The following is a 21,433-nucleotide window of genomic DNA, read 5'->3' as shown; positions in this document are numbered from 1 at the left end:
CCGGCGCTCCCCAGGCATGGCAAACCCCCCGGCGCGACCGCGACGGGGGGTTCCGGGTCGGGCACGCTCAGTCGTGGTTCTCCGGCGGACGCTCACCCAGCGTGCGCAGCAGCGCACGCAGCTCGGCGAGCGCGGCCTCGGTGTCGGTGCGGTCACCCAGCCCGGTGAGCTGGTGCAGCACCAGGCCGTCCAGCGCGGCGAAGACCAGCCGGTTGAACGCCGGGCTCGCGTCGCCGGGCAGTATGCGGGCCAGCTCGCGCTGGGAGGCGCCGAAGTACTCGTCGTACAGCGCGCGGACCTGCGGCAGCAGCTCGGGGCGGCGCCGTGCCTCAAGGAGCAGCTCGTACTGGTACGCCTGCCCGTCCGCGTCGTCCTCCACCATGTCGGTCAGCCCGGCCACGAAGTCCTCGGGCTTCCCGGTGCCGGGCTCCAGCAGGCTGCTGCTGAGGCTGAGGCGGATGGCGTAGGCGAGGGACTCCTCGATCAGCGCGTCGCGGGAGCCGAAGTGGTGGACGACCAGGCCGTGGGTGACCCCGGCCTCCTCGGCCACGGCGCGGTAGGTGAGGTGGCGCAGCCCCCGCCGCCCCACGACCCGGACCGCGGCCTTGAGCAGCGCCTCGCGCCCCTCCCCGTACCCGAGCCGCTTGCGCGACCGGGCGTCGGACGGCTGCGGGGTCCCGGCGGATTCGGTCATGGTCGCGACCCTACCCGCCGGGTCCCGGCGCCTGTCGTGACGTCTACCTGCGGGGCGCGCGGATGCCACGGAACTCCCAGTCGCCGCCGAGGGCCGTGGACAGCACCTCCTCGGACTCGGTGGGCTGCGCGCCGACGTCGCTGCGGACCGGGGTGGGCCCGGTGACGATGTGGTTGGTCAGCCGCCCGAGGCCCTCCACCTCCACCTCGACGACATCGCCCGGCTGGACGGGCCGCGAGTTGGCAGGGGTCCCGGACAGCAGCACGTCACCGGGGTACAGCGTGATGGTCCGGGCGATGTCGGCGACGAGGTAGTGCATGTCCCACTTCATCTCGTCGGTCGAACCGTCCTGGACGACCTCGCCGTTGACGTACGTCCGCAGCCGCTTGCCGTGGAAGTCCCAGTCGGTCACCAGCCCCGGGCCCAGCGGGCACAGCGTGTCCGACCCCTTGACCCGCAGCATGGACCCGGCGTCGGTGTCCCGGAAGTCGTGCAGCCCGTAGTCGTTGGCGACGGTGTACCCGGCGATGTACTCCCCCGCCTCGGCCGGGGAGATGTTCCGGGCGGTCCTCCCGATGACGATGGCGACCTCGCCCTCGTAGTTGAGCCACTTGCAGCCCTCGGGCCGGACGATCGCGCCCTTGTGGGAGTTGAGGGAGGAGGTCGGCTTGTGGAAGTACGTCGGCGTGTCGGGCAGCTCGATCCGGAACTCGTCCACCCGGCTGCGGTGGTTGAGGTGGACGGCGATCACCTTCGACGGCACGACCGGCGGCAGGTGCTGAGCGTCCTCGGTCTTCACGCGGCGGCCGTCCCCGGCGACGAGTTCGTCCCCGTCGACGGTGACCTGGACGGCGGCGCCGTCGAGGAGGATACGGCGGTATTCGGGCATGGCTGCCTTCCTAGGGGCGACGGTGCGGGTTCCGGGGCGCGGTGGTCGCGGATGCCTCCGTGCCGGTCCAGCCGTCGGCGGGCCGGTCGAACCAGAGGTGGACCTGGCCGGTGCCGACGGAGTTCTCGTACGCGCCGTACTGCCGGGCCTTGGCGACGCACGCCTGCTCGCCGAGGGCGCCGGCCATCATCAGGTAGTGGAAGAACTTCGCCTCGGGCTTGAACCTCCAGAACTCGTCCATGGTGTCGAGGACCTTGTCGTGACGGCCCTCCTTGAACCAGGCGATGCGCTGGTAGTCGGCCTCGCGCGCTTCCGGGGTCCGGATGTGCACCGGGTCGCTGGCCTCGTGGTCGCGCAGCTCGCGCAGCGGCCAGAAGGTGTGCGAGAGGGCGCCGGAGGCGATGAGCAGCACCCGTCGCCCCGGGGTCGCGGCGATACCGTCGGCGAGCGCCCGCCCCAACCGCAGATGATCCTCCATGTCCCCGGTCTGGCAGACCCCGATGGTCACCCACCGCTTGTCGGGCAGACCCTCGCCCAGGTACTTCCAGAGGTTGAGGGTGGCGTAGTAGATCGGCAGGTACTCGTCGTCGATCGCGGTGATCCAGGTGCCGTGCTTGTCGGCGAACTGCTCGATGTTCCGGGCGAGTTCGGGGTCACCGGGAAAGTCGTACGGCATCCGGCACATCCCGCGCGGCAGTTCCTCGGAGGTGAACAGCCCGGCCCGCCGCTGCTGGGCGGTGACGACGAACTCGACGGTGGTCGCCCAGTGCGAGTCGAGGACGACGACGGTGTCGTAGTCGTCCCGCTCGAACACCTCGCGGCGCAGCTCCCGCAGTCCGGTGACGAGGGTGATCTCCTTGCCCTCGTTGAGCTCCAGCCGGTCGGCCTCCGGCAGCACGATGGTGGGGACATGGGCGAGAAGCCCCGCCCCGACGATCTCACCCATGGTCCTTCCAGCCCTTCGGTGCGGTGACGGTGTTCTTCAGGTCGCAGTAGAAGTCGAAGCTCCAGGTGCCGCCCTCGCGCCCGACACCGGAGAGGCGGGAGCCGCCGAAGGGTGCCTGGAGGTCGCGGACGAAGAAGCAGTTGACCCAGACGGTGCCGGCGACCAGCTGCGCGGTGACGCGCTCGGCACGCTCGGGGTCGCCGGTGGCGAGGGTGGCGGCGAGCCCGAACCGGGTGTCGTTGGCGAGGCGTACTGCCTCCTCCTCGTCGGTGAAGGTCTGGAGGGTCAGGACCGGCCCGAAGACCTCCTCCTGGACGATCTCGGAGTCCTGCGCGACATCGGTGAGGAGCGTCGGCGCGTAGAACTGCCCGTCCTTGCGCTGCCCTCCGATCACGGCCCGCGCCCCTGCGGCGACCGCCCGCTGCACGAACCCGTCGATCTTCTCCAGCTGACGGGGATGGATGTTGGGCCCGATGTCGGTGGCCTCGTCGCGCGGGTCGCCCTGCCTCAGGGCCGTGGCCTTCTCGACGAACCGCCGCGTGAACTCCTCGGCAACAGGCTCCTCGACAAGGAACCGGGTGGCGGCCAGACACACCTGCCCGGCGTTGTCGTACTGCTCCACCGCGAGGTCCACGGCGAGGTCGAGATCGGCATCGGCGAACACCAACAGAGGCGACTTGCCGCCGAGTTCGAGACTCAGGGGCGTCAGGTTGGCGGCGGCCGAGGCGGCGATCCGGGTGGCCGTCGGCACGGACCCCGTGAAGCTGATCCGGCGTACGTCCGGGTGCGAGGTCAGCGCGTCGCCGATCTCGGCGCCGTACCCCTGCACGACGTTCAGCACACCGGCGGGCAGCCCGGCCTCGGCGGCGATGTCGGCGAGGAGGGAGGCGGTGAGCGGGGACCACTCGGCGGGCTTGAGGATCACGGTGTTCCCGGCGGCGAGGGCCGGGGCGACCTTCCAGGTGGACAGCATGAGCGGGGCGTTCCACGGGGTGATCAGCACGCACGGACCCGCCGGATCCCAGCTGACGTGGTTCGTGTGCCCGCGGGTCTCGAAGTCCTCGTGCTCCAGCGTCAGCAGCCAGTCGGCGAAGAACCGGAAGTTGTGGGCGACGCGAGGCATCACGCCACGGCGGTGGGACCGGAGCAGTGCGCCGTTGTCGGTGGTCTCGACGATCGCGAGCTCTTCGAGCCGCTTCTCGACACCGTCGGCAATGGCGTGGAGGAGGCGTGCGCGCTCGGCGCGGGAGGTGGCGGCCCAGGAGGGGAAAGCCGCCTTGGCAGCGGCGACGGCGGCTTGGGCTTCGGCGGGACCGCCGCGGGCGATCTCGCCGACCGGCTGCCCGTCGATGGGCGAGTGGTCGGTGAACGTCTCGGCAGAGGCGACACGCTCACCACCGATCCAGTGCCGGGTATCGACGGACACACCGGCAACGATGATCTTGTCAGGCATGAGAAGGGTTTCCATTCATACGAAGGGGTCCGCCACTTACCTCAGGGGCGCGGGGCTGTGTTGAATTTGCGGCTACCGCCGCGTGGGCGCGACCAGCCACAACGCACCCGCACCCGACCACGCAGCTCACCCGGCAGCCGCTCCGGACATCCCGCTCTCCAGCAGGCGACCGCCGTCCCACACGACCCCGACCTGGCGGTAGTACGCGGCGATCGGTTCATGGATCTCCAGGCGGGCCAGTTCCTCGGTGGGCGCCTCGAACAGCTCCAACTCCGCGTCCCCCACCCACGGCTGACCGCCCTCGAAGGACGCCGCCCCGGACTCGATCAACTCATCCAGCGCCAGCCCCTTCCCCTTCTCGATCGAAGGCAGCCACCGGTGATGAGCCATCGGGTGCCCATTGACGAACCCGTTGGTCCCGGACGGCTCCCGCAGGGTCACCACCGCCTGCGCCAACCGCCGGTCCGCGGCCGCCAGCGTCGCCCCGAACCGGGCCCCGGCCTCGATCCGGGGCGCCGGCCCATAAGGATGCGGACGGGTCTGGTGAATCGACCCGAGCTTCTTCGGATACCCCTGGTGCAGTCCCCGCGCGATCGCGAAGTCCTTGTCGACCCAGATGTAGACGCACCGCGAGTACGTCTGCCCCCGGTACGTGCAGCGCACGACCGCGAAGGCCTCCTTGTACTGCGCCCGCACGGGATCGAGCAGCTCCTCCCCCGACGCCGAGCAGGACTGCCAGTCGGCCCAGATCAGGGCGACCGCCCCGGGATCCTCGTCGGCCAGCTCCAGCGGCTCGGGCAGCAGTTCACGCACCCGCGCGGGGTCGGTCCGGTACTCGATCGTGAGCAGGTCACCGGAGTACCGCCACGGCGGCGAGGGGATCAGCGACGAGGCACCGCTCGCCGTCTTCGGATGGAAGTAACCACGGAGACTGGCCACTTGGGGCTCCTTAAACAGTGAGGGCGGGCTGCTTGAGCAGCTCGGTGCGGTAACGGGCGGCGGACGCGGCGACGGCCTGGCCGCCGAGTGCCACGACACCGACGAGCCGGCCGTCGCGGTGGTACCCGACGAGCACGTCCCCGTCGGGGTCGCCGTCGAGGATCCGGACGTCGTCCTTGCCGAGCACGGGCGCGCCGAAGGACTGGAGCCGGAATTCGTGCTGGTCGCTCCAGAACGTGGGCAGCGGCGCGAAGGGCACCGGCTCGGCACCGGCGACCAGCGTCTTCGCCGCATGCTTGGCAGTGTCGGTCGGAATGCTCCAGTGCTCGACCCGGCGTGGGACGCCGTCGTAGCGGGCGTTGGGGAACCGTGCCACGTCACCCACCGCGACCACCTCCGGCCGGCCGCCGACCCGCAGGTACGCGTCGGTGAGGACCCCGTCGGTCAGATCCAGTCCGTTGCCGTCGAGCCATTCCGTGTTGGCGACCGACCCGACCGACTCGACCACCACGTCCGCGGGCAGCAGGGAGCCGTCACTCAGCACCACGCCGGTGACCTGCTCCTCGCCCGCGAACCCGGCCACGCCGACCCCCAGCGCGAAGCGCACCCCGCGCTCCTCGTGCCGCTTGCGCAGGGAACGGCCCAGCAGTTCCCCGAGCGGCCCGGCCATCGGCAGCGGCAGCGGGTCGACGACCGTCACCTCGGCGACACCGAGGCCCACCGCGGTCGCGGCGACCTCGCAGCCGATGAATCCCGCGCCGACCACGACGACCCGGGCACCGGGCCGGGTCAGTGCCTCGCGCAGGCCCTGGGCGTCGTCGAGGGTGCGGACGGTGTGCCGGCCGGCGAGCGGTCCCGGGCAGTTCAGACGCCGGGGGCGCATCCCGGTGGCGACGACCAGTCCGTCGTACGACAGCGCACCGCCGTCGTCGAGCCGGACCGTCCGCTCGTCCAGCCCGGCCGAGACGACCCTCCTGCCCAGCCGCCACTCGACGTCCGACACGCTCGCGCGCGGACGGAAGGCGAGGGACTCGAAGGGCGCCTTGCCGGCCAGGACCTCCTTGGAGAGGGGCGGCCGGTTGTAGGGCATGTGCGGTTCGTCGCCGACGAGGGTGATCGCGCCGGTCCAGCCCGCAGCCCGCAGTTGCTCGGCGGCGCGCAGGCCGGCCATGGAGGCGCCGGCCACGACGATGCGCGCGTCCACGGTCAGGCCTCGATCCGGATGGCCTGGAGCGGGCAGACGTCGGCCGCTTCCTCGACCTCGTCGCGCAGTGCGTCGTCCGGGTCGGAGACGTACACGAGGTGGCCCGCGTCGTCCATCGAGAAGACGTCGGGGGCCGCGAAGACGCACTGGCCGTGGTCCTGGCACTTGTTCATGTCGACGACGACCTTCATGGCCGGTCCTCCTGAGGGAGCGGAAGCGAAGGGAGGGGAGGAAGTGGGCCCGGCCGGTCGTGCCGACCGGGCCCTGCCAACGGGTTGCGGCGAGCCGCGACCCGAACTCGTTTGGCTTCAAACAAGGTAGGCAGGCGCCACCCCCTGGTCAATACCTATCCGTATGGATAAATTCTTTCCGCCGCCCCCTTGCGGCAAGACGCACCCCTGCCTACCGTTTGGCTTCAAACAGCAGGCCGGAGAGCTGCCGAGTAGACGCGCCCCGGCCCTCATGTCCCACGCCACCCGCCTCCCGGGACCCACGAATCCCCGGATCCATGAATTCCCGGATCCCCGGATTCCCGGATTCCCGGAGGCGGTGCCCCGACGTCCGTCCGCCCGAGGAGACAACGGTGAGCGATCAAGACCTGTCAGAAGTCCGCCGGCACATGGACCGGCTCGCCGCCGACGGCATCGATGTCGTCCGGGTGACCTTTCCCGACCTCATCGGCACCGACCGGGCCCGCGACGTCCTGCTGGAGGAGCTGCCCCGGGCCGTGGAGCACGGGCTGGCCTTCTGCCGGGCCGTGTACCACACCAGTCCGCAGGGCGATGTGGTCCCGGTCAGCGGCGGTCTGGACGCGGGTCTGCCGGACATCTGTGTACGGCCGGACCTCGGCACCCTGGTCGCACTGCCCTGGGAGCCGGGGGTGGCCGCCTGTCTGGCCGATGTGATCGATCCGGCGACCGGGGCCCCCGCGCCCGAGTCGCCGCGCGATCTGCTGCGGTCGGTGCTGGGCCGGTGCCAGGAGCACGGGCTGAGCCCGGTCGTCGGACCCGAGCTGGAGTACTTCCTGTGCGAGCCGGACCCGTCCGGCGGCTGGCGGCGCTACGGCGGCAACCCCGGTGTCGTCTACACCGCGGGCCTGCGCGCCGACCCCGACAACCACCTGCTGCGCACCCTGCGGCAGGTGCGCGGCCTCGACCTGGGGGTGCTGAGCGGGAACCACGAGTTCGACGGCGGGCAGTTCGAGATCAACCTGCTGCACTCCGAGGCCCTGTCCGCCGCCGACCGGGCGTTCCGCTTCAAGGCCGCGATCAAGGAGCTGGCCCGGCGCGAGGGCCGACTGGCCACCTTCATGGCGAAGCCCTTCAACGACGCGGGCGGCTCCGGCTTCCATCTGCATCTGTCCTGCGCCGACCCCGAGGGCCGCAACGCCTTCGACGAACCTTCCGGCGCCTACGGCCTGTCCGCCACCGCCCGGCACGCGATCGCGGGCATCCTCGCCCACGCGCCCGCCCTGGCCGCACTGCTCAACCCGACCGTCAACTCGTACAAGCGCTTCGGCCCGGACACCCTCGCTCCCTGGCTGATCGACTGGGGCCTGGACAACCGCAGCGCGATGGTGCGGGTCCCGCCCGAGCGGGCTACCGGCGCCCGGCTCGAACTGCGCCTCGGCGACGCGAGCGCCAACCCGTATCTGGCGATCGCCGCGACCACGGCCGCCGCGCTGCTCGGCGTCCTGGCGGGCGAGGAGCCGCCGGCCCCGCTGGAGGGCTACGGCTACGACACCTCGAAGGCGGCCGTGCTGCCCATGGACCTGTCCGCCGCGCTGGACGCGCTGGAGGCGGACACCGACCTGGCCGAGCTGCTCGGCAAGGACTTCACCGACTCCTACCTCTCCTACAAGCGCAACGAGGTCGAACGCTTCCAACGGCACGTCACCGACTGGGAGTTCACCGAGTACGCCTACCACCTGTGAAGGATCAGCGATGACCACAGCCGCCACCGGCGTCGAGCCCGTCGCCCTCGCCGACGTCGACCTCGCGAACCTCGACAACTTCACCGACGGGGTCACCCCCTGGCGAATGTTCCACACCCTGCGTCACGAGGACCCGGTGCACTGGCAGCCGGAGGAGGCGCCCAACTCCGGTTTCTGGGCGGTGACCCGGCACGCCGACGTCGCACGCGTCGACCGGGACGCCGAGACGTTCACCTCCACGAAGTTCGTGAACCTGGAGGAGGTCGACGAGGACCAGATCAAGAAGCGCGCCTCCATCCTGGAGCTGGACGGCGTCCGGCACCGCGCCCTGCGCAGCGTGATCCAGCGCCAGTTCGGCGCCGGTGTCATCAACAGCTACACCGACTTCCTGCGCGGGCTGACCGCGAAGACGCTCGACGCGGCGCTGGCGAAAGGGCGGTTCGACTTCGTGCGCGAGGTCTCCGCCGACTTCCCCATCAACGTGCTCGCCCGGCTCCTCGACGTACCGCCGGAGGACAACCAGCAGTTGATCGACTGGGGCAACCGCATCATCGGGAACACCGACCCCGACTACGCGGACGTCCTGCTGCACAGCGCGGAGAGCGAGAAGTACCGCGACCTGCCGTTCCGCTCCCCCGCCTCGCTCGAAGTCTTCGAGTACGGGCGGGAGCTGGCCCGGCAGCGGCGCGGCGGCGAGGGGACCGACCTGATCTCCAAACTGGTCAACACCACCCCGCGCGACGGAGTCCCGCTGTCCGCGCAGGACTTCGACAACTACTTCCTGCTCCTGGTGGTGGCCGGCAACGAGACCACCCGGCACACCATCACCCACTCCATGCTGGCCCTCCTCCAGCACCCCGAGCAACTGGCCCGTCTCCGGGACGACCCGTCGCTGATCCCGACGGCGGTGGAGGAGTTCCTGCGCTGGGCGTCCCCCGTCTACCACTTCCGGCGCACGGCGACCCGCGACGTCGAGCTCGGCGGCAAGAACATCAAGGAGGGCGACAAGGTCGTCATGTGGTACGCCTCGGGCAACCGCGACGAGGAGGTCTTCGGGAACCCGTACGACTTCGACGTGGCCCGGCAGGACAACGACCATGTCACCTTCGGCAAGGGCAGCCCGCACCTGTGCCTGGGCAACCTGCTGGCCCGCACCGAGATCCGGATCATGTTCGAGGAGCTGATCCCGCGGCTCGCCGACATCCGCCTGGTCGGCGAGGTGCCGCGGGTGCGCTCGAACTTCGTGAACGGCATCAAGAAGCTGCCGGTGGAGGTGACCCTCGCCTGACGGCAGGCGTCAGAGTGCCGCCACCCACTCGTCGACGGTCGTGACCTCCGCCTGCATGGGGAACACCTTCTCCGTGAGCACCCGGTGCACCTCCGGGTCGGAGTCGAGGCAGCCGTCGGACAGGACGGTGAGCTCGAAGTCGAGGTCGGCGGCCTGGCGCAGGGTGGACAGCACGACGCCGCTGGTGGCGATGCCGGTGAGGACGAGGTGATCGATCCCGCGGGCCCGCAGCACCATGTCGAGGTCGCTGCCGGCGAAGGCGCTGACGCGTCGCTTGGTGACGACGGTCTCGCCGGGCGCGGGAGCCACCTCCGGATGGACCTGCGTGGCCCGGTCGTCACCGGCCGGCCGGGGTGCGGCGCCCACGAGGCCGCGGAACATCTTGTTGCGGGGGCTGACCTCCGGGTATCCCGGGCGGAAGCCGACGATCACGTAGATCACCGGGACGCCGCCCGCGCGGGCGGCGTCGATCGCCTTGCTCAGGCGTGGGAGGTAATCGGGGGCGGGGAAGCGGTCGGCGACGACCTGCTGGACATCCATGACGAGGAGGGCTTGCTGAGGCACCGTCGCTGTTCCTTCCACACTGACCGGGTTAGTCATCAAGTGATTACTTAGGAACGTAGTACCGCTCCGGGACGATGTCAACGCATGATTACCCGGTGGCGCGACCTCGGTCCGCCGAAGGAACACTCTGTGCTGACGAGAGGAGCCGCTGTGTCATCGGACGACACGACCGATCAGGCCGCCGACGGGCGCCGGCGCCGGGACGCGGCGGCAACACGCCGTGCCCTGCTCCTGGCCGCCCGCGCCCGGTTCACCCAGCTGGGGTACGACCGCACCACGCTGCGGGATGTCGCCGCGGACGCCGGGGTCAACCTGGCGCTGATCAAGCGGTACTTCGGCTCCAAGGAAGGCCTGTTCAAGGCGGCGCTGGCGTCGACACCCCGGCTGCTGGGCGGCGAGGCGGAGTTCCCGCGCGACCCCGCCGCCCTGGCCGAGGCCCTCAGCCGTCAGCTGGCGGCCGGGGCATGGGCGGAGTTCGGCGAGCATCCGGTGCTGATGCTCTTGCGGGACTCCGGCGACGAGCAGGTGGCGGAGCTGCGCCGGCGGGCCCTGGAGGAGTTCAGCCGGCAGGTGCTCGAAGCGTCGGGCGCCGCGCCGGCCCCCGACGCCCTGCTGCGGGCGGAGCTGCTGGTCGCCCTGGGCGTCGGGGTCGCCGTCGTACGCTCCGCCGTGGGCCTGCGCCCGCTGGCCGACGCGACCCCCGACGATCTCCTGGGCCCGCTCCGCGACATCGTGGACGGACTGCTCAGCCCGCCGTCGAGCTGATCTCCTCCGGGCGTCGCAGTCGCACCGGCAGCTTCCGTGATCGCACCGTCGCGGCCCGGACGGGGCCGGCGAGTTCGACGGGGCCCTCGGCCGACTCTGTACGACGGGTACCGGCGTTCATCGCGGCCTCTCGGTGGCCGACCGGGCCAGGGCGCGCGGGACGGCCAGTGTGCACGGCTCGAATCGGTACGCGCGTCTGTCCCCGAACAGCTCGCGCGCGCCGCCGTATCGGCTAACGCATCGCCGCCGTAGGCTCCGGCTCCCCATGCCCCTCCCAGGGCCGGGCCAGCCCCACGAGTGCCAGCCCCGCCCCCGCCAGCGCGACCAGCATGACGAGCGCCATCGGCAGGGAGCTGTTCTCCCCGAACACCCCCACCAGCGGTGAGGCCAGCGCCCCGAAGAGGAACTGCAGGCCGCCCAGGAGTGCGGACGCCGCGCCCGGCGCCGTACGGCCCACCGCCTGGCCGATGCTCATGACGCTCGGAAAGACCAGGCCGATACCGCCGGCGGTCACGAACAGGGTGATCCAGGTGCCGGCGAGGGTCTCGCCCGCGGTCAGCACCAGCAGGACCTGTGCCAGCGCTCCCAGCAGGGCGGTGGCGACTCCGGCGCAGAGCAGGGTGTTGAGGCGCACGCCGCGCCCGGCCAGGCGGGCGAACAGGGCCCCGGCGGCCAGCATCGCGCCCGCGTTCGCGGCGAAGATGAGGGAGTACGTCGTCGAGGAGACCCCGTGGAGGTTCTCGAAGACGAAGCTGGAACCGCCGATGTACGCGAACAGCGCGGCCGAGACGAGGGCGACGACCAGCACGTACCCCATGAACGTGCGGCCGGTGAGCAGCGCGCCCATGGCCCGGAAGGTGCCGGCCAGTCCGCCGCCGTGGCGCCGCTCGGGCGGCAGCGACTCGGGGACCGCCCGCACCACGGCGAGCAGGAGCAGCACCCCGAGCACGGCCAGCACCATGAACACCGTCCGCCAGGTGGACACCGAGAGCACGGCCCCGCCCAGCACCGGCGCGGCCACCGGTGCCACCCCGACCACCTGGGACAACACCGCGAAGTAGCGCGGCAGTTCGGGCCCGTGGAAGCGGTCCGTGAGGACGGCCCGGGCCAGCACCATGCCCGCCGCACCGGCCACCCCCTGCAGGAAGCGGACGCCGGTCAGCACGGCGATGTTCGGGGCGGCGGCACAGGCGAGGGAGAAGAGGATGAACCCGGCCGCACCGGCTATCAGCAACCGGCGCCGGCCGAGCCCGTCGCTGAGCGGGCCGATGACCAGCTGGCCGACGACGAGTCCGGCCAGGAACGCGGTCATCGTCAGCTGCACGGCCGGACTGCTCGCCCCGAGCGCCTCCCCCAGCGCGGGGAACCCGGGGACGTACATGTCGGTCGCGAGCGGGGCGACCGCGGTCAGGGCGCCGAGCACGGCGATGAGAGCGGTGGTGGTACGACCCGAAGGGGCAGGTCCGGCGGCGTGGGGGACGGCGTCGGCGCGGTTGCGCGAGGATGACGGAGCTACCATGAAAATAAAGGTAGCCGATAGTTCACCAGCTAACAAATATGGAGAGCGAGAAGTCGAGCAGCATGCCCACCCCCTCCAGCCCCGCCACGCCCTTCTCCACGCCCTCCGCCGCCGACGTCGGCGCCCAGTGGGCCGCCCACGACCCCGGCCTGGACACCTCCCCCATGGAGCTGGTCGGACTGCTCAAGCACGCGACCGGGCTGCTCAACCGCGCCGTGGAACCCCTCTACGCGGGGGCCGCCCTCACCGCGCCCGAGGTCGACATGCTGATCCCGCTCCGGCACGCGACCGAGCCGTTCATCGCCCGGAGCCTCGCCGAGCGGCTGGGCCTGTCCCGGGCGGGTGTCAGCAAGACCCTCGGCAAGCTGGAGAAACGCGGCTTCATCACCCGCACCCCCAACCCCGCCGACCGGCGCGCCGCCCTGGTCACCATCACCGAGGCCGGCACCAGGGCGGTCGACGACCTCTTTCCCCGGCAACTCTCCATCGAGGTCGGCCTGCTGGCGGGCCTGGGAGCGGACCGCGCACGGGTGACGGAGGCGCTGCACCGCCTGGTCGAGGCCATGGAGTCACGCGGCGGCCACGGCTGAGACCCGGCCCGGCGCGATCATCGGACGAGCGCCCCCCACCGGTCCTGCTGTAGGGGCCGTTCCAATTAGAGTGGAGGCTTCAGCGGCGGTCCGCCCCGGCGGCCGCCATGATCTCCGAAAGGCGCAGAGATGACCGGGCCGCAGACGGCACGCAGGAAGCGCGCGAACGGGGTGGAGTCGCGCCGGCGCATTCTCGACGCCACGGTCGAGATCGCGGGCGAGCGCGGTTACGACGGCACCTCCATCGCGGCCGTCAGCGCCAAGTGCGGGCTGCCTGCCAGCTCGATCTACTGGCACTTCAAGGACAAGGACGACCTGATCGCCGCCGTCATCGAGCGCAGCTTCGAGACCTGGCTCACGGCCGTCGAACTCCCGGGCGACGACGCGGGCACCCCGCTGGAGCGGGTCACCCTCATGGCCGCGAACGTGGCCAGGTCCCTGGTCGCCGCACCGGACTTCCTGCGCCTCGGCCTCATGCTCGCGCTGGAACGCCGCCCCGCCGAGCCGCGCGGCCGTACTGTCTTCCTCCAGGTCCGCGCCGTCTCCCGGCGGCGGATCGCCGAGGTGATCGGCGTCCTCTTCCCGGCCCTGGACGAGGCGGCCGTGGACACCCTGACCACCTACGCCGTGGCCGGCGCCGACGGCCTGTTCGTGCACCGGGAGGTCAACGGCGACTCCGTCGACCTGGTCTCCCTGTTCGAGCTGCACGCCCGGCTCATCTACGACGCCGCGACCCGGATGGCGGCGGGGTCGGCGCCCTGACCGCGCCCCGCTCGCCCTCCAGGGCCGAGGCGGACAGCACGGCGGAGAGGAGACCGGGAAACCGCTGCTCCATCTCTTCGGTGCGCAGCGTGTTCAGCTTCGCCGTTCCGACGTAGTACTGGCGGATGACGCCGGCCTCGCGCAGCACGTTGAAGTGGTGTGTCAGCGTGGAGAGGGACACCGGCGCGTCGAACGTCCCGCAGCTCAGGTCCTCGTCCGCGCGGGACAGCTGCGCGACCACCGTCCGCCGCACCGGATCCCCCAGCGCCTCCAGCACCTGCTGGAGCGAGACCTCCGCCAGGTCGGGGTGCTCCACAGTGCGTGGGCTGCTACGGGGGCGGGCCACGGTCACTCCTCGGGGCGGCTTCGGAACGGTCACGTCATCGTACGACCGCCGTCGAAACCACGACCGGGGCCGCTAGGATCGGCCGGGTGACTGCCGGGTCGGCCTTGGGCCATGCACGAGAGAGGTTCCCGGCCTCGGCGTGAGCACGAGGCGGGCCAGGGGCCCGCCCGCCTTCTCCGCGTCTTCCCCCGGCGCCCGTCTGCGGCGCCTCATCCAAGCGGATCCCAAGACCGGAGACACCCATGCCACTTGAGCAGCAGCACCCGCACGACTCCGACATATCGGCAACCGCCGTCCAGCTCAACCACACCGCCGTCTACGCCCGCGACCGGCACCGGTCCGCCGGGTTCCTCGCGGCGGTCCTGGGCCTGGAGGTCGGCACCCCGCTGGGGCCGTTCCTGCCCGTCGACCTCGGCAACGGCGTGACGCTCGACTACTACGAGAAGCGTGACGAGCCGATCCAGTCGCAGCACTACGCCTTCCTCGTGCCCGAGGAGCGGTTCGACGGCATGATCGCCCGGCTGGAAGCGGACGGGGTCACGTACTACGCCGACCCGCACCACACCGAACCCGGCCGGATCAACGGCCTGTTCGGGGGTCGGGGCGCCTACTTCGAGGACCCGGACGGCCACAACATGGAGATCATGACGCGGCCGTACATCCGGCCGTAACCGGCTCCGGCGGTGCCCCGGAGGGCGCCGTCAGAGGTTGATCATGTGTCCGGCGAGCCCGTGCAGGGCGTCCTGGACCGCCTCGCTCAGGGTCGGATGGGCGTGGACGTTCCTGGCGAGTTCGTCGACGGTGAGGTCCCATTTCTGGGCCAGCGTCAGTTCGGGGAGCAGCTCGGTCACGTCCGGTCCGATCAAGTGGGCGCCGAGCAGTTCCCCGTACCGGGTGTCGCCGACCAGTTTCACGAAGCCGACGGTGTCACCGAAGCCGTGCGCCTTGGCGTTGGCCGTGAAGGGGAACTTCGCCACGCGCACGTCGAAGCCCTCGGCGCGCGCCTCGGCCTCGGTCCAGCCGAAGCTGGCGATCTGGGGTTGGCAGAACGTCGCGCGCGGGATCATGCGGTAGTCCAGCTCCATGGTCTCCGCGCCGGCGATGCTCTCCGCCGCGACGATGCCCATCGCCTCGGCGGTGTGCGCCAGCATCAGTTTCGCGGTGACGTCACCGATGGCGTAGATGTGCGGTTGGCTGGTGCGGCAGTGCCCGTCAATGTCGATGGCCCCGCGCTCGGTGAGCCGTACCCCGGCGCCGCTCAGGCCGTAGCCGGCCGTGCGCGGCTGGAAGCCGGTGGCCTGCAGGACCTTCTCCGCTTCGAGGACCTGCTCCGTGTCGCCCTTGCGGACGGTCACCCGGACGCCGTGCTCGGTCTCCTCGATGGACCGCACGGCCGTCGAGGTCAGGATGTTGATGCCCTGCCGTTTGAAACGCCGGGTGAGCTCGGCCGAGACCTCCTCGTCCTCCAGCGGTGCGATCCGGTCGAGGAACTCCACCAGGGTGACCTCGACGCCGTACGACCGCAGCAGATAGGCGAACTCGACGCCGATGGCCCCGGCACCCGCGATGACCAGGCTCGACGGGAGGCTGTCGGAGAGGATCTGCTCCTCGTAGGTGACGACGCGCCGGCCCAGGGTCGTACCGGGCAGCAGTTTCACGGTCGAGCCGGTCGCGATGATGCAGGAGCGGAAGGAGAGCGTCGTCTCGCCGTCCCGCATCCGCACCTGCAGGGTGTGCGGGTCGAGGAAGGTGCCCTGCCCGTCGAACTGCTCGATCTTGTTCTTGCGCATGAGGTAGCCGACGCCCTTGACCCGTCCGTCGGCGACCACCCGGCTGCGCTCGTAGGCGGCGCGGTAGTCCAGGCTCACCGCACCGCTGATCTTCACGCCGAACTTCTCCGCGTCGTGCTGGATCAGCTGGGCGACCTCGGCGTTGCGCAGCAGCGCCTTCGCCGGGATGCAGCCGATGTTCAGGCAGACGCCACCCCAGAAACGGGCCTCCACAATGGCGGTGCGCAGACCCAGCTGAGCGGCGCGGATCGCGGCCACATAGCCGCCCGGCCCGGCTCCCAGGACGACGACGTCGAAGTCGGTCTGCATCGCTCCACCTCACCGTTGTGTCGAGTCGTTCTCCAGGGTCCACCGTCGCACGGTCAGGCGCTCGGGTAGAGGAGGTCCAGGGGCCCGGACAGCGCGGCACGCACCCGACGGGACGTGTCGTCGACGAGCACCTCGGGCTCGTCGCGCTCGATCGCGTCCATGGTCTGTGCGGCCACCTCGGCAGGATCCGACTTCGGCTCGTCGATCCCCACGGTGAGGTCGGTGCCCACCCAGCCGACGTGCACGCCGACGACCAGCGTCCCCTGCTCCCGCAGGGCGACCCGCAGGGCGTTCGTCAGCGACCACTGGGCCGCCTTCGACGCGGCGTAGCTGGGGAACCGCTCGGTGGAGCGCCACGAGGCCACGGACAGCATGTTCACCAGGGCACCGCCGCCATGGGCGGCGAGCACCGGCGCGAAGGCCCGGGAGACGGCCCAGGTGCCCAGGTAGTTCACCTCCATCTCGCGGCGCGCGCCGTCCAGGGACCCCTCCTCCAGCAGGCCCGGCCCGGCCTGGATGCCGGCGTTGTTGATGACGATGCTCGCGTCGGACGCCGTCCGGGCGACGGCCGCGACCTGTTCGAGGTCGGTGACGTCGAGGCGCAGCGGTTCCGGTCCGGGTTCCTCGAAGTCCTCCGGCCGGCGGACGCCCGCGTACACCTTGGCGGCGCCCCGGGCCAGCAGGGCGCGCGAGAACGCCAGTCCGATCCCCCGGTTGGCTCCGGTCACCAGCGCGACAGATCCCTCGATCCTCATCGTCGGACACCTCGTCTCACGGTTTGCCACGGTCCAGGAGTTCATGGTTTTCCGTGCCCGTGCCGCGCGCATCCCGCCACCGCCGTGAAACCCCGCCGCCTGCTGGGTTTCACGGTGAGACTCGCTCTCGTAGGCCTATCGTAAGGACATGAAACGGACGTCGTTCGCCGAGTGGCCGTGCTCCATCGCACGGACCGTCGATCTGCTGGGTGACCACTGGACGCCGCTGGTGGTGCGGGAGGCGTTCTACGGGATCCGCCGCTTCGACGGTTTCCAGCGGGAACTGGGCATCGCCCGCAACACCCTGACCGACCGGCTGCGCCTGCTGGTGGACGAGCGGATCCTGGAGAAGCGGCTGTACGAGAGCGAGCCGCCGCGTTACGACTACGTCCTCACGGAGAAGGGGCGGGACCTGTTCGCGGTGCTCGCCGCGATGTCCGCGTGGGGCGACCGGTGGCTGGCCGGGGAGCAGGGTGTCCCGGTGGTGTTCCATCACGAGGCGTGCGGCCACGACACCACACCCGAGGTCGTCTGCTCGCAGTGCCGGACGCCGCTGCGGTCCGAGGAGACCTCGATGCGGATGGGTCCCGGATACCCCGAGCGGCTCGGGCGGCGCCCGGACGTCCGACGGCGGTTCGGCACCGACTGAGCACCTGCGCTCCCTCTTGACAGGCAGAGTCTCATATCGCAACTCTGAAGGTCGGACCCCTTGACGGCGAGGAGGCGGACGATCTTGGACTGGACGGGCGCGCGGTACGCGGACACACCCACGGTCGAGGCGCGGACCTGGATCGACGCCCCGCCGGAGAAGGTGTGGGCCCTGGTCAGCGACATCGAACTGATGCCGGGCATGAGCGAGGAACTCCGGTCCGTCGCCTGGCTCGACGGCGCCGCCGGCCCGGCGGTGGGGGCCAGGTTCGTCGGCCGCAGCGAGCACAAGGCGTTCGGCACCTGGGAGACCACCTCCCACGTGATCGAGTACGAGCCGGAGTCGGTCCTGGCCTGGGCCGTGCAGGACCCCGCGGCCCCCTCCGCGGTCTGGCGGTTCCGGCTCCGTCCCGAGGGCGGCGGGACCGAGCTGTCGCAGTGGATGCAGCTGGGGCCGGGGCGTTCCGGGCTGTCGGTGGCGATCGACCGGATGCCGGACAAGGAACAGAAGATCGTGTTCGTACGGCTGCGGGAGTTCGAGCGTGCCATCACCGCCACCCTCGCGCAGATCAAGCAGCGGGCGGAGGCGTGATGCGGACGGCCACCACGATCGAGGCCTCGGGCGGCGAACACTGGTCCCGGCAGGCCGACTTCGTCGTCGAGGCGGAGAAGCTGGGGCTGGACGTCTGCTGGGTCGCCGAGGCCTGGGGCTCCGACGCCCCCTCCGCGCTCGGCTACTACGCGGCACTCACCGACCGGATGCTGCTCGGCTCCGGTGTCATGCAACTGGGCACCCGGACCCCGACCGCCGTGGCACAGACGGCCATCACGCTCTCCAACCTGTCCGGCGGCCGTTTTCTCCTCGGCCTCGGGGCTTCCGGACCGCAGGTGATCGAGGGGTTGCACGGCGTGCCGTTCGCCCGGCCGCTGCGGCGGATGCGCGAGACGGTGGAGATCGTTCGACGGGTGGTCGACGGCGGCCGACTCGCCTACTCCGGCGCCGAGTTCACCCTCCCGCTGCCCGGCGGCGAGGCCGTGCCGATGCGGCTGTCGATGCGTGCCGAGCACCGCATCCCCGTCTACCTGGCCGCGCTGTCCCCCGCGATGCTGCGGCTGACCGGCGAGGTCGCCGACGGCTGGCTGGGGACCAGCTTCGTGCCCGAGGGCGCGGGCGACGCCTACTTCGCCCATCTCGACGAGGGCCTGGCCCGCGCCGGCCGTACCCGCGCGGACCTGGACGTCTGCCAGGGCGCCGAGGTCGCCTTCGCGCCCGACGAGGAGGCGCTCGGCGCGATGGTCGCCGGACGCAGGAAGGAACTCGCCTTCAGCCTCGGCGGGATGGGGTCGTCGTCCACCAACTTCTACAACAACGCCTACAGCCGCCAGGGCTGGGCCGAGGTCGCCGCCGAGGTGCGCGAACGCTGGCAGGGCGGCGACCGGGACGGCGCGGCCGCCCTGGTGACCGACGAGATGGTGCTCGGTACGACGCTGATCGGCACGGAGGCCATGGTGCGCGAGCGGCTCGGGGTCTGGCGCGACGCCGGTGTCGACACCGTCCGCCTCTATCCGGCCGGGGAGACCCTGGAGGACCGGCTGACCACACTGGCGAGGGCGATCGAGCTGGTCCGGGAGGTCGACGGGGCCGCCTGAGCCCGCGACGCCGTCGAGGCCGCCGTACCCGGGAGTCGACCGGCCGGACAACCGGCCGCTCCCCTCCGCGTTGTTCCCGTCCATGTTGTTCCGGGTTGTTCCGGCACGTCCAACACCGTTCGCCCCGCCGGGCGTTAAAGGAAACGCAGAGAGCCTGTCGCAGAACTCTCGCGGAATTGTCCGTGATCGGTAACGGATGGATCCGACGCCCGCCGTCATCCGTCCTCACGAGTGCACGGGATCGACGGAACGACAAGGATCGGGGCGGACATGGCGCGGCACGGCGGACGGGGTTGGTACGGCCAGGTGATCGCGGCCGCGGTCGGGGTCGCGGGACTGGCCGTGGCCGCCTCGCTGTGGACCGCACAGGCCGGCCCCGTCAACGGGCATACACAAGCGGGGACTTCGGCGCGCCACTCCGTTGCGAAGGTGGCCCCTGTGTCGGAGCTGATCGCGCACGCCTCGGACCGGGGTGCCCGGGGCGTGAACATCACCATCGACGACGGACCGGATCCCGTGTGGACGCCCCAGGTGCTTCAGGTACTGAAGGAGTACGGCGTCAAGGCCACGTTCTGCATGATCGGGCCGGAAGCTCAGGCACACCCCGACCTGGTCAAGGCGGTGGTGGCGGCCGGGCACCGGCTGTGCGACCACACGGTGTCGCACGACACGACCATGGACCACAAGTCCGAGGCCTACCAGTCGAAGGAGATCCTCGACGCCGAGCGCATGATCACCGAGGCGTCCGGGGGCGTACGGCCGCTCTACTACCGTGCCCCGGGCGGCGCCTTCACCCCGTACAGCAGGAAGCTCGCCGCCTCGCACGGTATGCGGCCGCTCGGCTGGAACGTCGACTCGAAGGACTTCGAGCGCCCCGGTACGGCCACCATCGTCACCACTGTCAAGAACGAGCTGCCCAACGGCCCGACGATCCTCTTCCACGACGCCGGCGGCGACCGCTCCGAGACCGTGGCCGCACTGCGCGAGGTGCTGCCCTGGCTGAAGGAACAGGGGTATTCCTTCGGCTTCCCGGTGCGCTGAGGTCGTATCCCTCAGGCCGTGGGCCACTTGAGGTAGGCGGCGGTCTCGTGGAATCCCAGGGCGCGGTAGAACACGGCGGCCCGGCGTGTGGGAACGGTCACCTCCACGTCGTCCGCCTCCTTCGCCCGCGCCTGCACCGCCCGGATCAGTGCGGAGCCCGTGCCACGGCCGCGCAACGGGGCGTCCACGGTGAGCTCCAGCAGTTCCAGGACCGTGCCGCCCGCGAACAGGGTGGGCATGCGTACGGCGAGGACGTATCCGGCCACCCGTGCGCCCTGCGAGGCGACCAGGAACTCGGCACCGCCCGCCTCGGCGGCCTCGATGATCCGCGGGAACGTGGTCCCGTCGAAGACCGCGCGGTCGGGGCGGTGACTCGTCACGAACCCGGTCAGGAGGCGGTAGACGTCGGAAGAGTCGGCGCGGGTGGCGGCGCGGATGATGACACCGGGATCGTTCACCTGACCGAATCTACCGTGACTGCCGTTCACGGAAGGGGAGTTGATCAGCTCGCCGTCCGCCTGATCCGTCCCGCGTACCGCTTCTCCAGTTCCAGGTTGCCCTCGAAGCCGCCGGGCACGTTGGCCGAGACATAGACCGGGGGCCGGTCGCCGGAGGCGAGCAGGAGGCCGGCCGCCTCGGCCACCGCCATCTGGACGAGCATGACCCCGGTCAGCGTGGACAGGGCGCAGACCGCGCCGCCGCCCGGGAGTTCGAGGAGGGCGTCGCCGGGCGGGGCCGCGTTGTCGAGGACCACGTCGGCCAGGTCGGCGAGCTTCCTGCCGCTGGGGTGGCCGGCCGGGACCGCCCGGGTGTGGGCGAGGGAGGTGAGGGCGAGGACCCGGTGGCCGTGTTCCCTGGCGTGCAGGGCCATCTCCACGATCACGTTGTTCACCCCGGAGTTGGAGATGACGACGAAGAGGTCCTGGGGCTGCGGGGCGGCGAGGTCGTAGAGGCGGGCGGCGACGCCCGGCTCGCGTTCGAGCAGCGGGTCGTCGAGGACGCTCGGGGGTGCGCCGCCGTAGAGGACGAGGTCGGCGATGCTGATCCGGTTGGTGGGCACCAGCCCGCCCGCGCGGCCGGCGACTTCGAGGACCATGGCCTGGGAGTGGCCGGTGCCGAAGGCCTGGATCACCCCGTCGGCACGGACGCAGTCGGCGATCAGTCCGGCGGCCCGGGTCACGTCGGCGCGGGCGGACTCGGTGAGGCGGTGGAGGACGGTCAGGCCCTCGCGCGCGAAGCGCTCGGCGTTGACGGACCCGCTGGCGGACTGGACGGACACGCACTCACTCCCCACTGACGGACAACGGTGGATTGAACCACCCCACATACGCACCTATCGATGAATCAA

At 71.1% G+C, this 21,433-nt stretch carries 24 protein-coding genes; 10 read left to right on the top strand and 14 right to left on the bottom strand.

Annotated features, from left to right (window positions below):
* Positions 1 to 67: 67 nt before the first annotated feature.
* The 7 genes from AB0D85_RS16330 to AB0D85_RS16300 all read right to left on the bottom strand — a co-directional run bounded on the left by AB0D85_RS16330 (position 68) and on the right by AB0D85_RS16300 (position 6,316).
* Positions 68 to 694, bottom strand: a complete 627-nt coding sequence (locus tag AB0D85_RS16330) for a TetR family transcriptional regulator (protein ID WP_362319870.1) — start codon at positions 692 to 694, stop codon at positions 68 to 70.
* 43 nt (positions 695 to 737) lie between these two features.
* Positions 738 to 1,583 (bottom strand): fumarylacetoacetate hydrolase family protein, encoded by an 846-nt coding sequence (locus AB0D85_RS16325; protein WP_362319867.1) that lies wholly within the window; start codon positions 1,581 to 1,583, stop codon positions 738 to 740.
* 10 nt (positions 1,584 to 1,593) lie between these two features.
* Positions 1,594 to 2,529, bottom strand: a complete 936-nt coding sequence (locus tag AB0D85_RS16320) for a 3,4-dihydroxyphenylacetate 2,3-dioxygenase (protein WP_362319865.1) — start codon at positions 2,527 to 2,529, stop codon at positions 1,594 to 1,596.
* Positions 2,522 to 3,982, bottom strand: a complete 1,461-nt coding sequence (locus tag AB0D85_RS16315) for an aldehyde dehydrogenase (protein ID WP_362319862.1) — start codon at positions 3,980 to 3,982, stop codon at positions 2,522 to 2,524. Before AB0D85_RS16315 ends, AB0D85_RS16320 begins: the two co-directional genes overlap by 8 nt.
* Before the next feature lie 126 nt (positions 3,983 to 4,108).
* The gene (locus AB0D85_RS16310; RefSeq protein WP_362319859.1) at positions 4,109 to 4,921 is read right to left on the bottom strand and encodes an acetoacetate decarboxylase family protein; all 813 of its coding nucleotides are present in this window, start codon (positions 4,919 to 4,921) and stop codon (positions 4,109 to 4,111) included.
* Between the two features lie 10 nt (positions 4,922 to 4,931).
* Complete coding sequence (locus AB0D85_RS16305; RefSeq protein WP_362319856.1) at positions 4,932 to 6,125, bottom strand: FAD-dependent oxidoreductase; 1,194 nt, start codon at positions 6,123 to 6,125, stop codon at positions 4,932 to 4,934.
* Between the two features lie 2 nt (positions 6,126 to 6,127).
* A complete protein-coding gene (locus AB0D85_RS16300; protein ID WP_362319853.1) occupies positions 6,128 to 6,316 on the bottom strand; it encodes a ferredoxin in 189 nt (62 codons plus the stop codon).
* Between the two features lie 392 nt (positions 6,317 to 6,708).
* Between AB0D85_RS16300 and AB0D85_RS16295 the strand changes: the two genes are divergently transcribed.
* Entirely contained in the window at positions 6,709 to 8,058 is a 1,350-nt protein-coding gene (locus tag AB0D85_RS16295) for a glutamine synthetase family protein (RefSeq protein WP_362319850.1), read from the top strand.
* Between the two features lie 10 nt (positions 8,059 to 8,068).
* Complete coding sequence (locus tag AB0D85_RS16290) at positions 8,069 to 9,346, top strand: cytochrome P450 (RefSeq protein ID WP_362319847.1); 1,278 nt, start codon at positions 8,069 to 8,071, stop codon at positions 9,344 to 9,346.
* Positions 9,347 to 9,355: 9 nt separating this feature from the next.
* Here AB0D85_RS16290 and AB0D85_RS16285 read toward each other — a convergent pair whose 3' ends face one another.
* A complete protein-coding gene (locus tag AB0D85_RS16285; RefSeq protein WP_362319844.1) occupies positions 9,356 to 9,910 on the bottom strand; it encodes a cysteine hydrolase in 555 nt (184 codons plus the stop codon).
* Between the two features lie 150 nt (positions 9,911 to 10,060).
* Between AB0D85_RS16285 and AB0D85_RS16280 the strand changes: the two genes are divergently transcribed.
* The gene (locus AB0D85_RS16280; protein WP_362319841.1) at positions 10,061 to 10,675 is read left to right on the top strand and encodes a helix-turn-helix domain-containing protein; all 615 of its coding nucleotides are present in this window, start codon (positions 10,061 to 10,063) and stop codon (positions 10,673 to 10,675) included.
* Positions 10,676 to 10,907: 232 nt separating this feature from the next.
* On the opposite strand, the gene AB0D85_RS16275 is transcribed toward AB0D85_RS16280, so the two are convergent.
* Positions 10,908 to 12,194 carry a multidrug effflux MFS transporter gene (locus AB0D85_RS16275; protein WP_362319839.1) on the bottom strand — a complete coding sequence of 429 codons (1,287 nt, stop codon included), beginning with the start codon at positions 12,192 to 12,194 and terminating at the stop codon, positions 10,908 to 10,910.
* Positions 12,195 to 12,256: 62 nt separating this feature from the next.
* On the opposite strand from AB0D85_RS16275, the gene AB0D85_RS16270 reads away from it, so the two are divergent.
* Positions 12,257 to 12,784, top strand: coding sequence for a MarR family transcriptional regulator (locus AB0D85_RS16270; RefSeq protein WP_362319836.1), 528 nt, complete (start codon positions 12,257 to 12,259; stop codon positions 12,782 to 12,784).
* Positions 12,785 to 12,913: 129 nt separating this feature from the next.
* Positions 12,914 to 13,546 carry a TetR/AcrR family transcriptional regulator gene (locus tag AB0D85_RS16265; protein WP_362319833.1) on the top strand — a complete coding sequence of 211 codons (633 nt, stop codon included), beginning with the start codon at positions 12,914 to 12,916 and terminating at the stop codon, positions 13,544 to 13,546.
* On the opposite strand, the gene AB0D85_RS16260 is transcribed toward AB0D85_RS16265, so the two are convergent.
* Positions 13,500 to 13,892: an ArsR family transcriptional regulator gene (locus tag AB0D85_RS16260; protein ID WP_362319830.1), complete on the bottom strand. Its 393-nt coding sequence runs from the start codon at positions 13,890 to 13,892 to the stop codon at positions 13,500 to 13,502. The two genes, AB0D85_RS16265 and AB0D85_RS16260, sit on opposite strands and share 47 nt — an antisense overlap.
* A gap of 242 nt (positions 13,893 to 14,134) precedes the next feature.
* Between AB0D85_RS16260 and AB0D85_RS16255 the strand changes: the two genes are divergently transcribed.
* Positions 14,135 to 14,563: a VOC family protein gene (locus AB0D85_RS16255; RefSeq protein ID WP_362319827.1), complete on the top strand. Its 429-nt coding sequence runs from the start codon at positions 14,135 to 14,137 to the stop codon at positions 14,561 to 14,563.
* 30 nt (positions 14,564 to 14,593) lie between these two features.
* Here AB0D85_RS16255 and lpdA read toward each other — a convergent pair whose 3' ends face one another.
* The gene (lpdA, locus tag AB0D85_RS16250) at positions 14,594 to 15,991 is read right to left on the bottom strand and encodes a dihydrolipoyl dehydrogenase (protein ID WP_362319824.1); all 1,398 of its coding nucleotides are present in this window, start codon (positions 15,989 to 15,991) and stop codon (positions 14,594 to 14,596) included.
* 53 nt (positions 15,992 to 16,044) lie between these two features.
* Positions 16,045 to 16,746 (bottom strand): SDR family oxidoreductase, encoded by a 702-nt coding sequence (locus AB0D85_RS16245; RefSeq protein ID WP_362319821.1) that lies wholly within the window; start codon positions 16,744 to 16,746, stop codon positions 16,045 to 16,047.
* A gap of 148 nt (positions 16,747 to 16,894) precedes the next feature.
* Between AB0D85_RS16245 and AB0D85_RS16240 the strand changes: the two genes are divergently transcribed.
* The 4 genes from AB0D85_RS16240 to AB0D85_RS16225 all read left to right on the top strand — a co-directional run bounded on the left by AB0D85_RS16240 (position 16,895) and on the right by AB0D85_RS16225 (position 20,085).
* On the top strand, positions 16,895 to 17,395 hold the full coding sequence (locus AB0D85_RS16240; RefSeq protein WP_362319819.1) for a helix-turn-helix domain-containing protein: 501 nt from the start codon (positions 16,895 to 16,897) through the stop codon (positions 17,393 to 17,395).
* Positions 17,396 to 17,479: 84 nt separating this feature from the next.
* The gene (locus AB0D85_RS16235; RefSeq protein WP_362319816.1) at positions 17,480 to 17,986 is read left to right on the top strand and encodes an SRPBCC family protein; all 507 of its coding nucleotides are present in this window, start codon (positions 17,480 to 17,482) and stop codon (positions 17,984 to 17,986) included.
* A complete protein-coding gene (locus AB0D85_RS16230) occupies positions 17,986 to 19,044 on the top strand; it encodes an LLM class flavin-dependent oxidoreductase (protein ID WP_362319813.1) in 1,059 nt (352 codons plus the stop codon). Before AB0D85_RS16235 ends, AB0D85_RS16230 begins: the two co-directional genes overlap by 1 nt.
* Before the next feature lie 270 nt (positions 19,045 to 19,314).
* Positions 19,315 to 20,085 (top strand): polysaccharide deacetylase family protein, encoded by a 771-nt coding sequence (locus AB0D85_RS16225; protein WP_362319810.1) that lies wholly within the window; start codon positions 19,315 to 19,317, stop codon positions 20,083 to 20,085.
* An 11-nt stretch (positions 20,086 to 20,096) separates the two neighbouring features.
* Here the strand turns inward: AB0D85_RS16225 and AB0D85_RS16220 are convergent, their stop codons facing one another.
* Both AB0D85_RS16220 and AB0D85_RS16215 read right to left on the bottom strand, forming a co-directional pair.
* A complete protein-coding gene (locus AB0D85_RS16220) occupies positions 20,097 to 20,543 on the bottom strand; it encodes a GNAT family N-acetyltransferase (protein ID WP_362319807.1) in 447 nt (148 codons plus the stop codon).
* Positions 20,544 to 20,587: 44 nt separating this feature from the next.
* Complete coding sequence (locus AB0D85_RS16215; protein ID WP_362319804.1) at positions 20,588 to 21,364, bottom strand: SIS domain-containing protein; 777 nt, start codon at positions 21,362 to 21,364, stop codon at positions 20,588 to 20,590.
* Between the last annotated feature and the right edge of the window lie 69 nt (positions 21,365 to 21,433).

The organism is Streptomyces sp. NPDC048277, from assembly GCF_040652235.1.
Taxonomy (GTDB): Bacteria; Actinomycetota; Actinomycetes; order Streptomycetales; family Streptomycetaceae; genus Streptomyces.
This window is presented reverse-complemented; position numbering and strand designations above follow the sequence as displayed.

Bases quoted from the DNA above. Each gene is read 5' to 3' on its own strand.
- AB0D85_RS16315 (WP_362319862.1), bottom strand. From the start codon at position 3,982: ATGCCTGACAAGATCATCGTTGCCGGTGTGTCCGTCGATACCCGGCAC.
- AB0D85_RS16270 (WP_362319836.1), top strand. From the start codon at position 12,257: ATGCCCACCCCCTCCAGCCCCGCCACGCCCTTCTCCACGCCCTCCGCC.
- lpdA (WP_362319824.1), bottom strand. From the start codon at position 15,991: ATGCAGACCGACTTCGACGTCGTCGTCCTGGGAGCCGGGCCGGGCGGC.
- AB0D85_RS16255 (WP_362319827.1), top strand. From the start codon at position 14,135: ATGCCACTTGAGCAGCAGCACCCGCACGACTCCGACATATCGGCAACC.
- AB0D85_RS16225 (WP_362319810.1), top strand. From the start codon at position 19,315: ATGGCGCGGCACGGCGGACGGGGTTGGTACGGCCAGGTGATCGCGGCC.
- AB0D85_RS16330 (WP_362319870.1), bottom strand. From the start codon at position 694: ATGACCGAATCCGCCGGGACCCCGCAGCCGTCCGACGCCCGGTCGCGC.
- AB0D85_RS16265 (WP_362319833.1), top strand. From the start codon at position 12,914: ATGACCGGGCCGCAGACGGCACGCAGGAAGCGCGCGAACGGGGTGGAG.
- AB0D85_RS16230 (WP_362319813.1), top strand. From the start codon at position 17,986: ATGCGGACGGCCACCACGATCGAGGCCTCGGGCGGCGAACACTGGTCC.
- AB0D85_RS16240 (WP_362319819.1), top strand. From the start codon at position 16,895: ATGAAACGGACGTCGTTCGCCGAGTGGCCGTGCTCCATCGCACGGACC.
- AB0D85_RS16325 (WP_362319867.1), bottom strand. From the start codon at position 1,583: ATGCCCGAATACCGCCGTATCCTCCTCGACGGCGCCGCCGTCCAGGTC.
- AB0D85_RS16300 (WP_362319853.1), bottom strand. From the start codon at position 6,316: ATGAAGGTCGTCGTCGACATGAACAAGTGCCAGGACCACGGCCAGTGC.
- AB0D85_RS16320 (WP_362319865.1), bottom strand. From the start codon at position 2,529: ATGGGTGAGATCGTCGGGGCGGGGCTTCTCGCCCATGTCCCCACCATC.
- AB0D85_RS16275 (WP_362319839.1), bottom strand. From the start codon at position 12,194: ATGGTAGCTCCGTCATCCTCGCGCAACCGCGCCGACGCCGTCCCCCAC.
- AB0D85_RS16245 (WP_362319821.1), bottom strand. From the start codon at position 16,746: ATGAGGATCGAGGGATCTGTCGCGCTGGTGACCGGAGCCAACCGGGGG.
- AB0D85_RS16290 (WP_362319847.1), top strand. From the start codon at position 8,069: ATGACCACAGCCGCCACCGGCGTCGAGCCCGTCGCCCTCGCCGACGTC.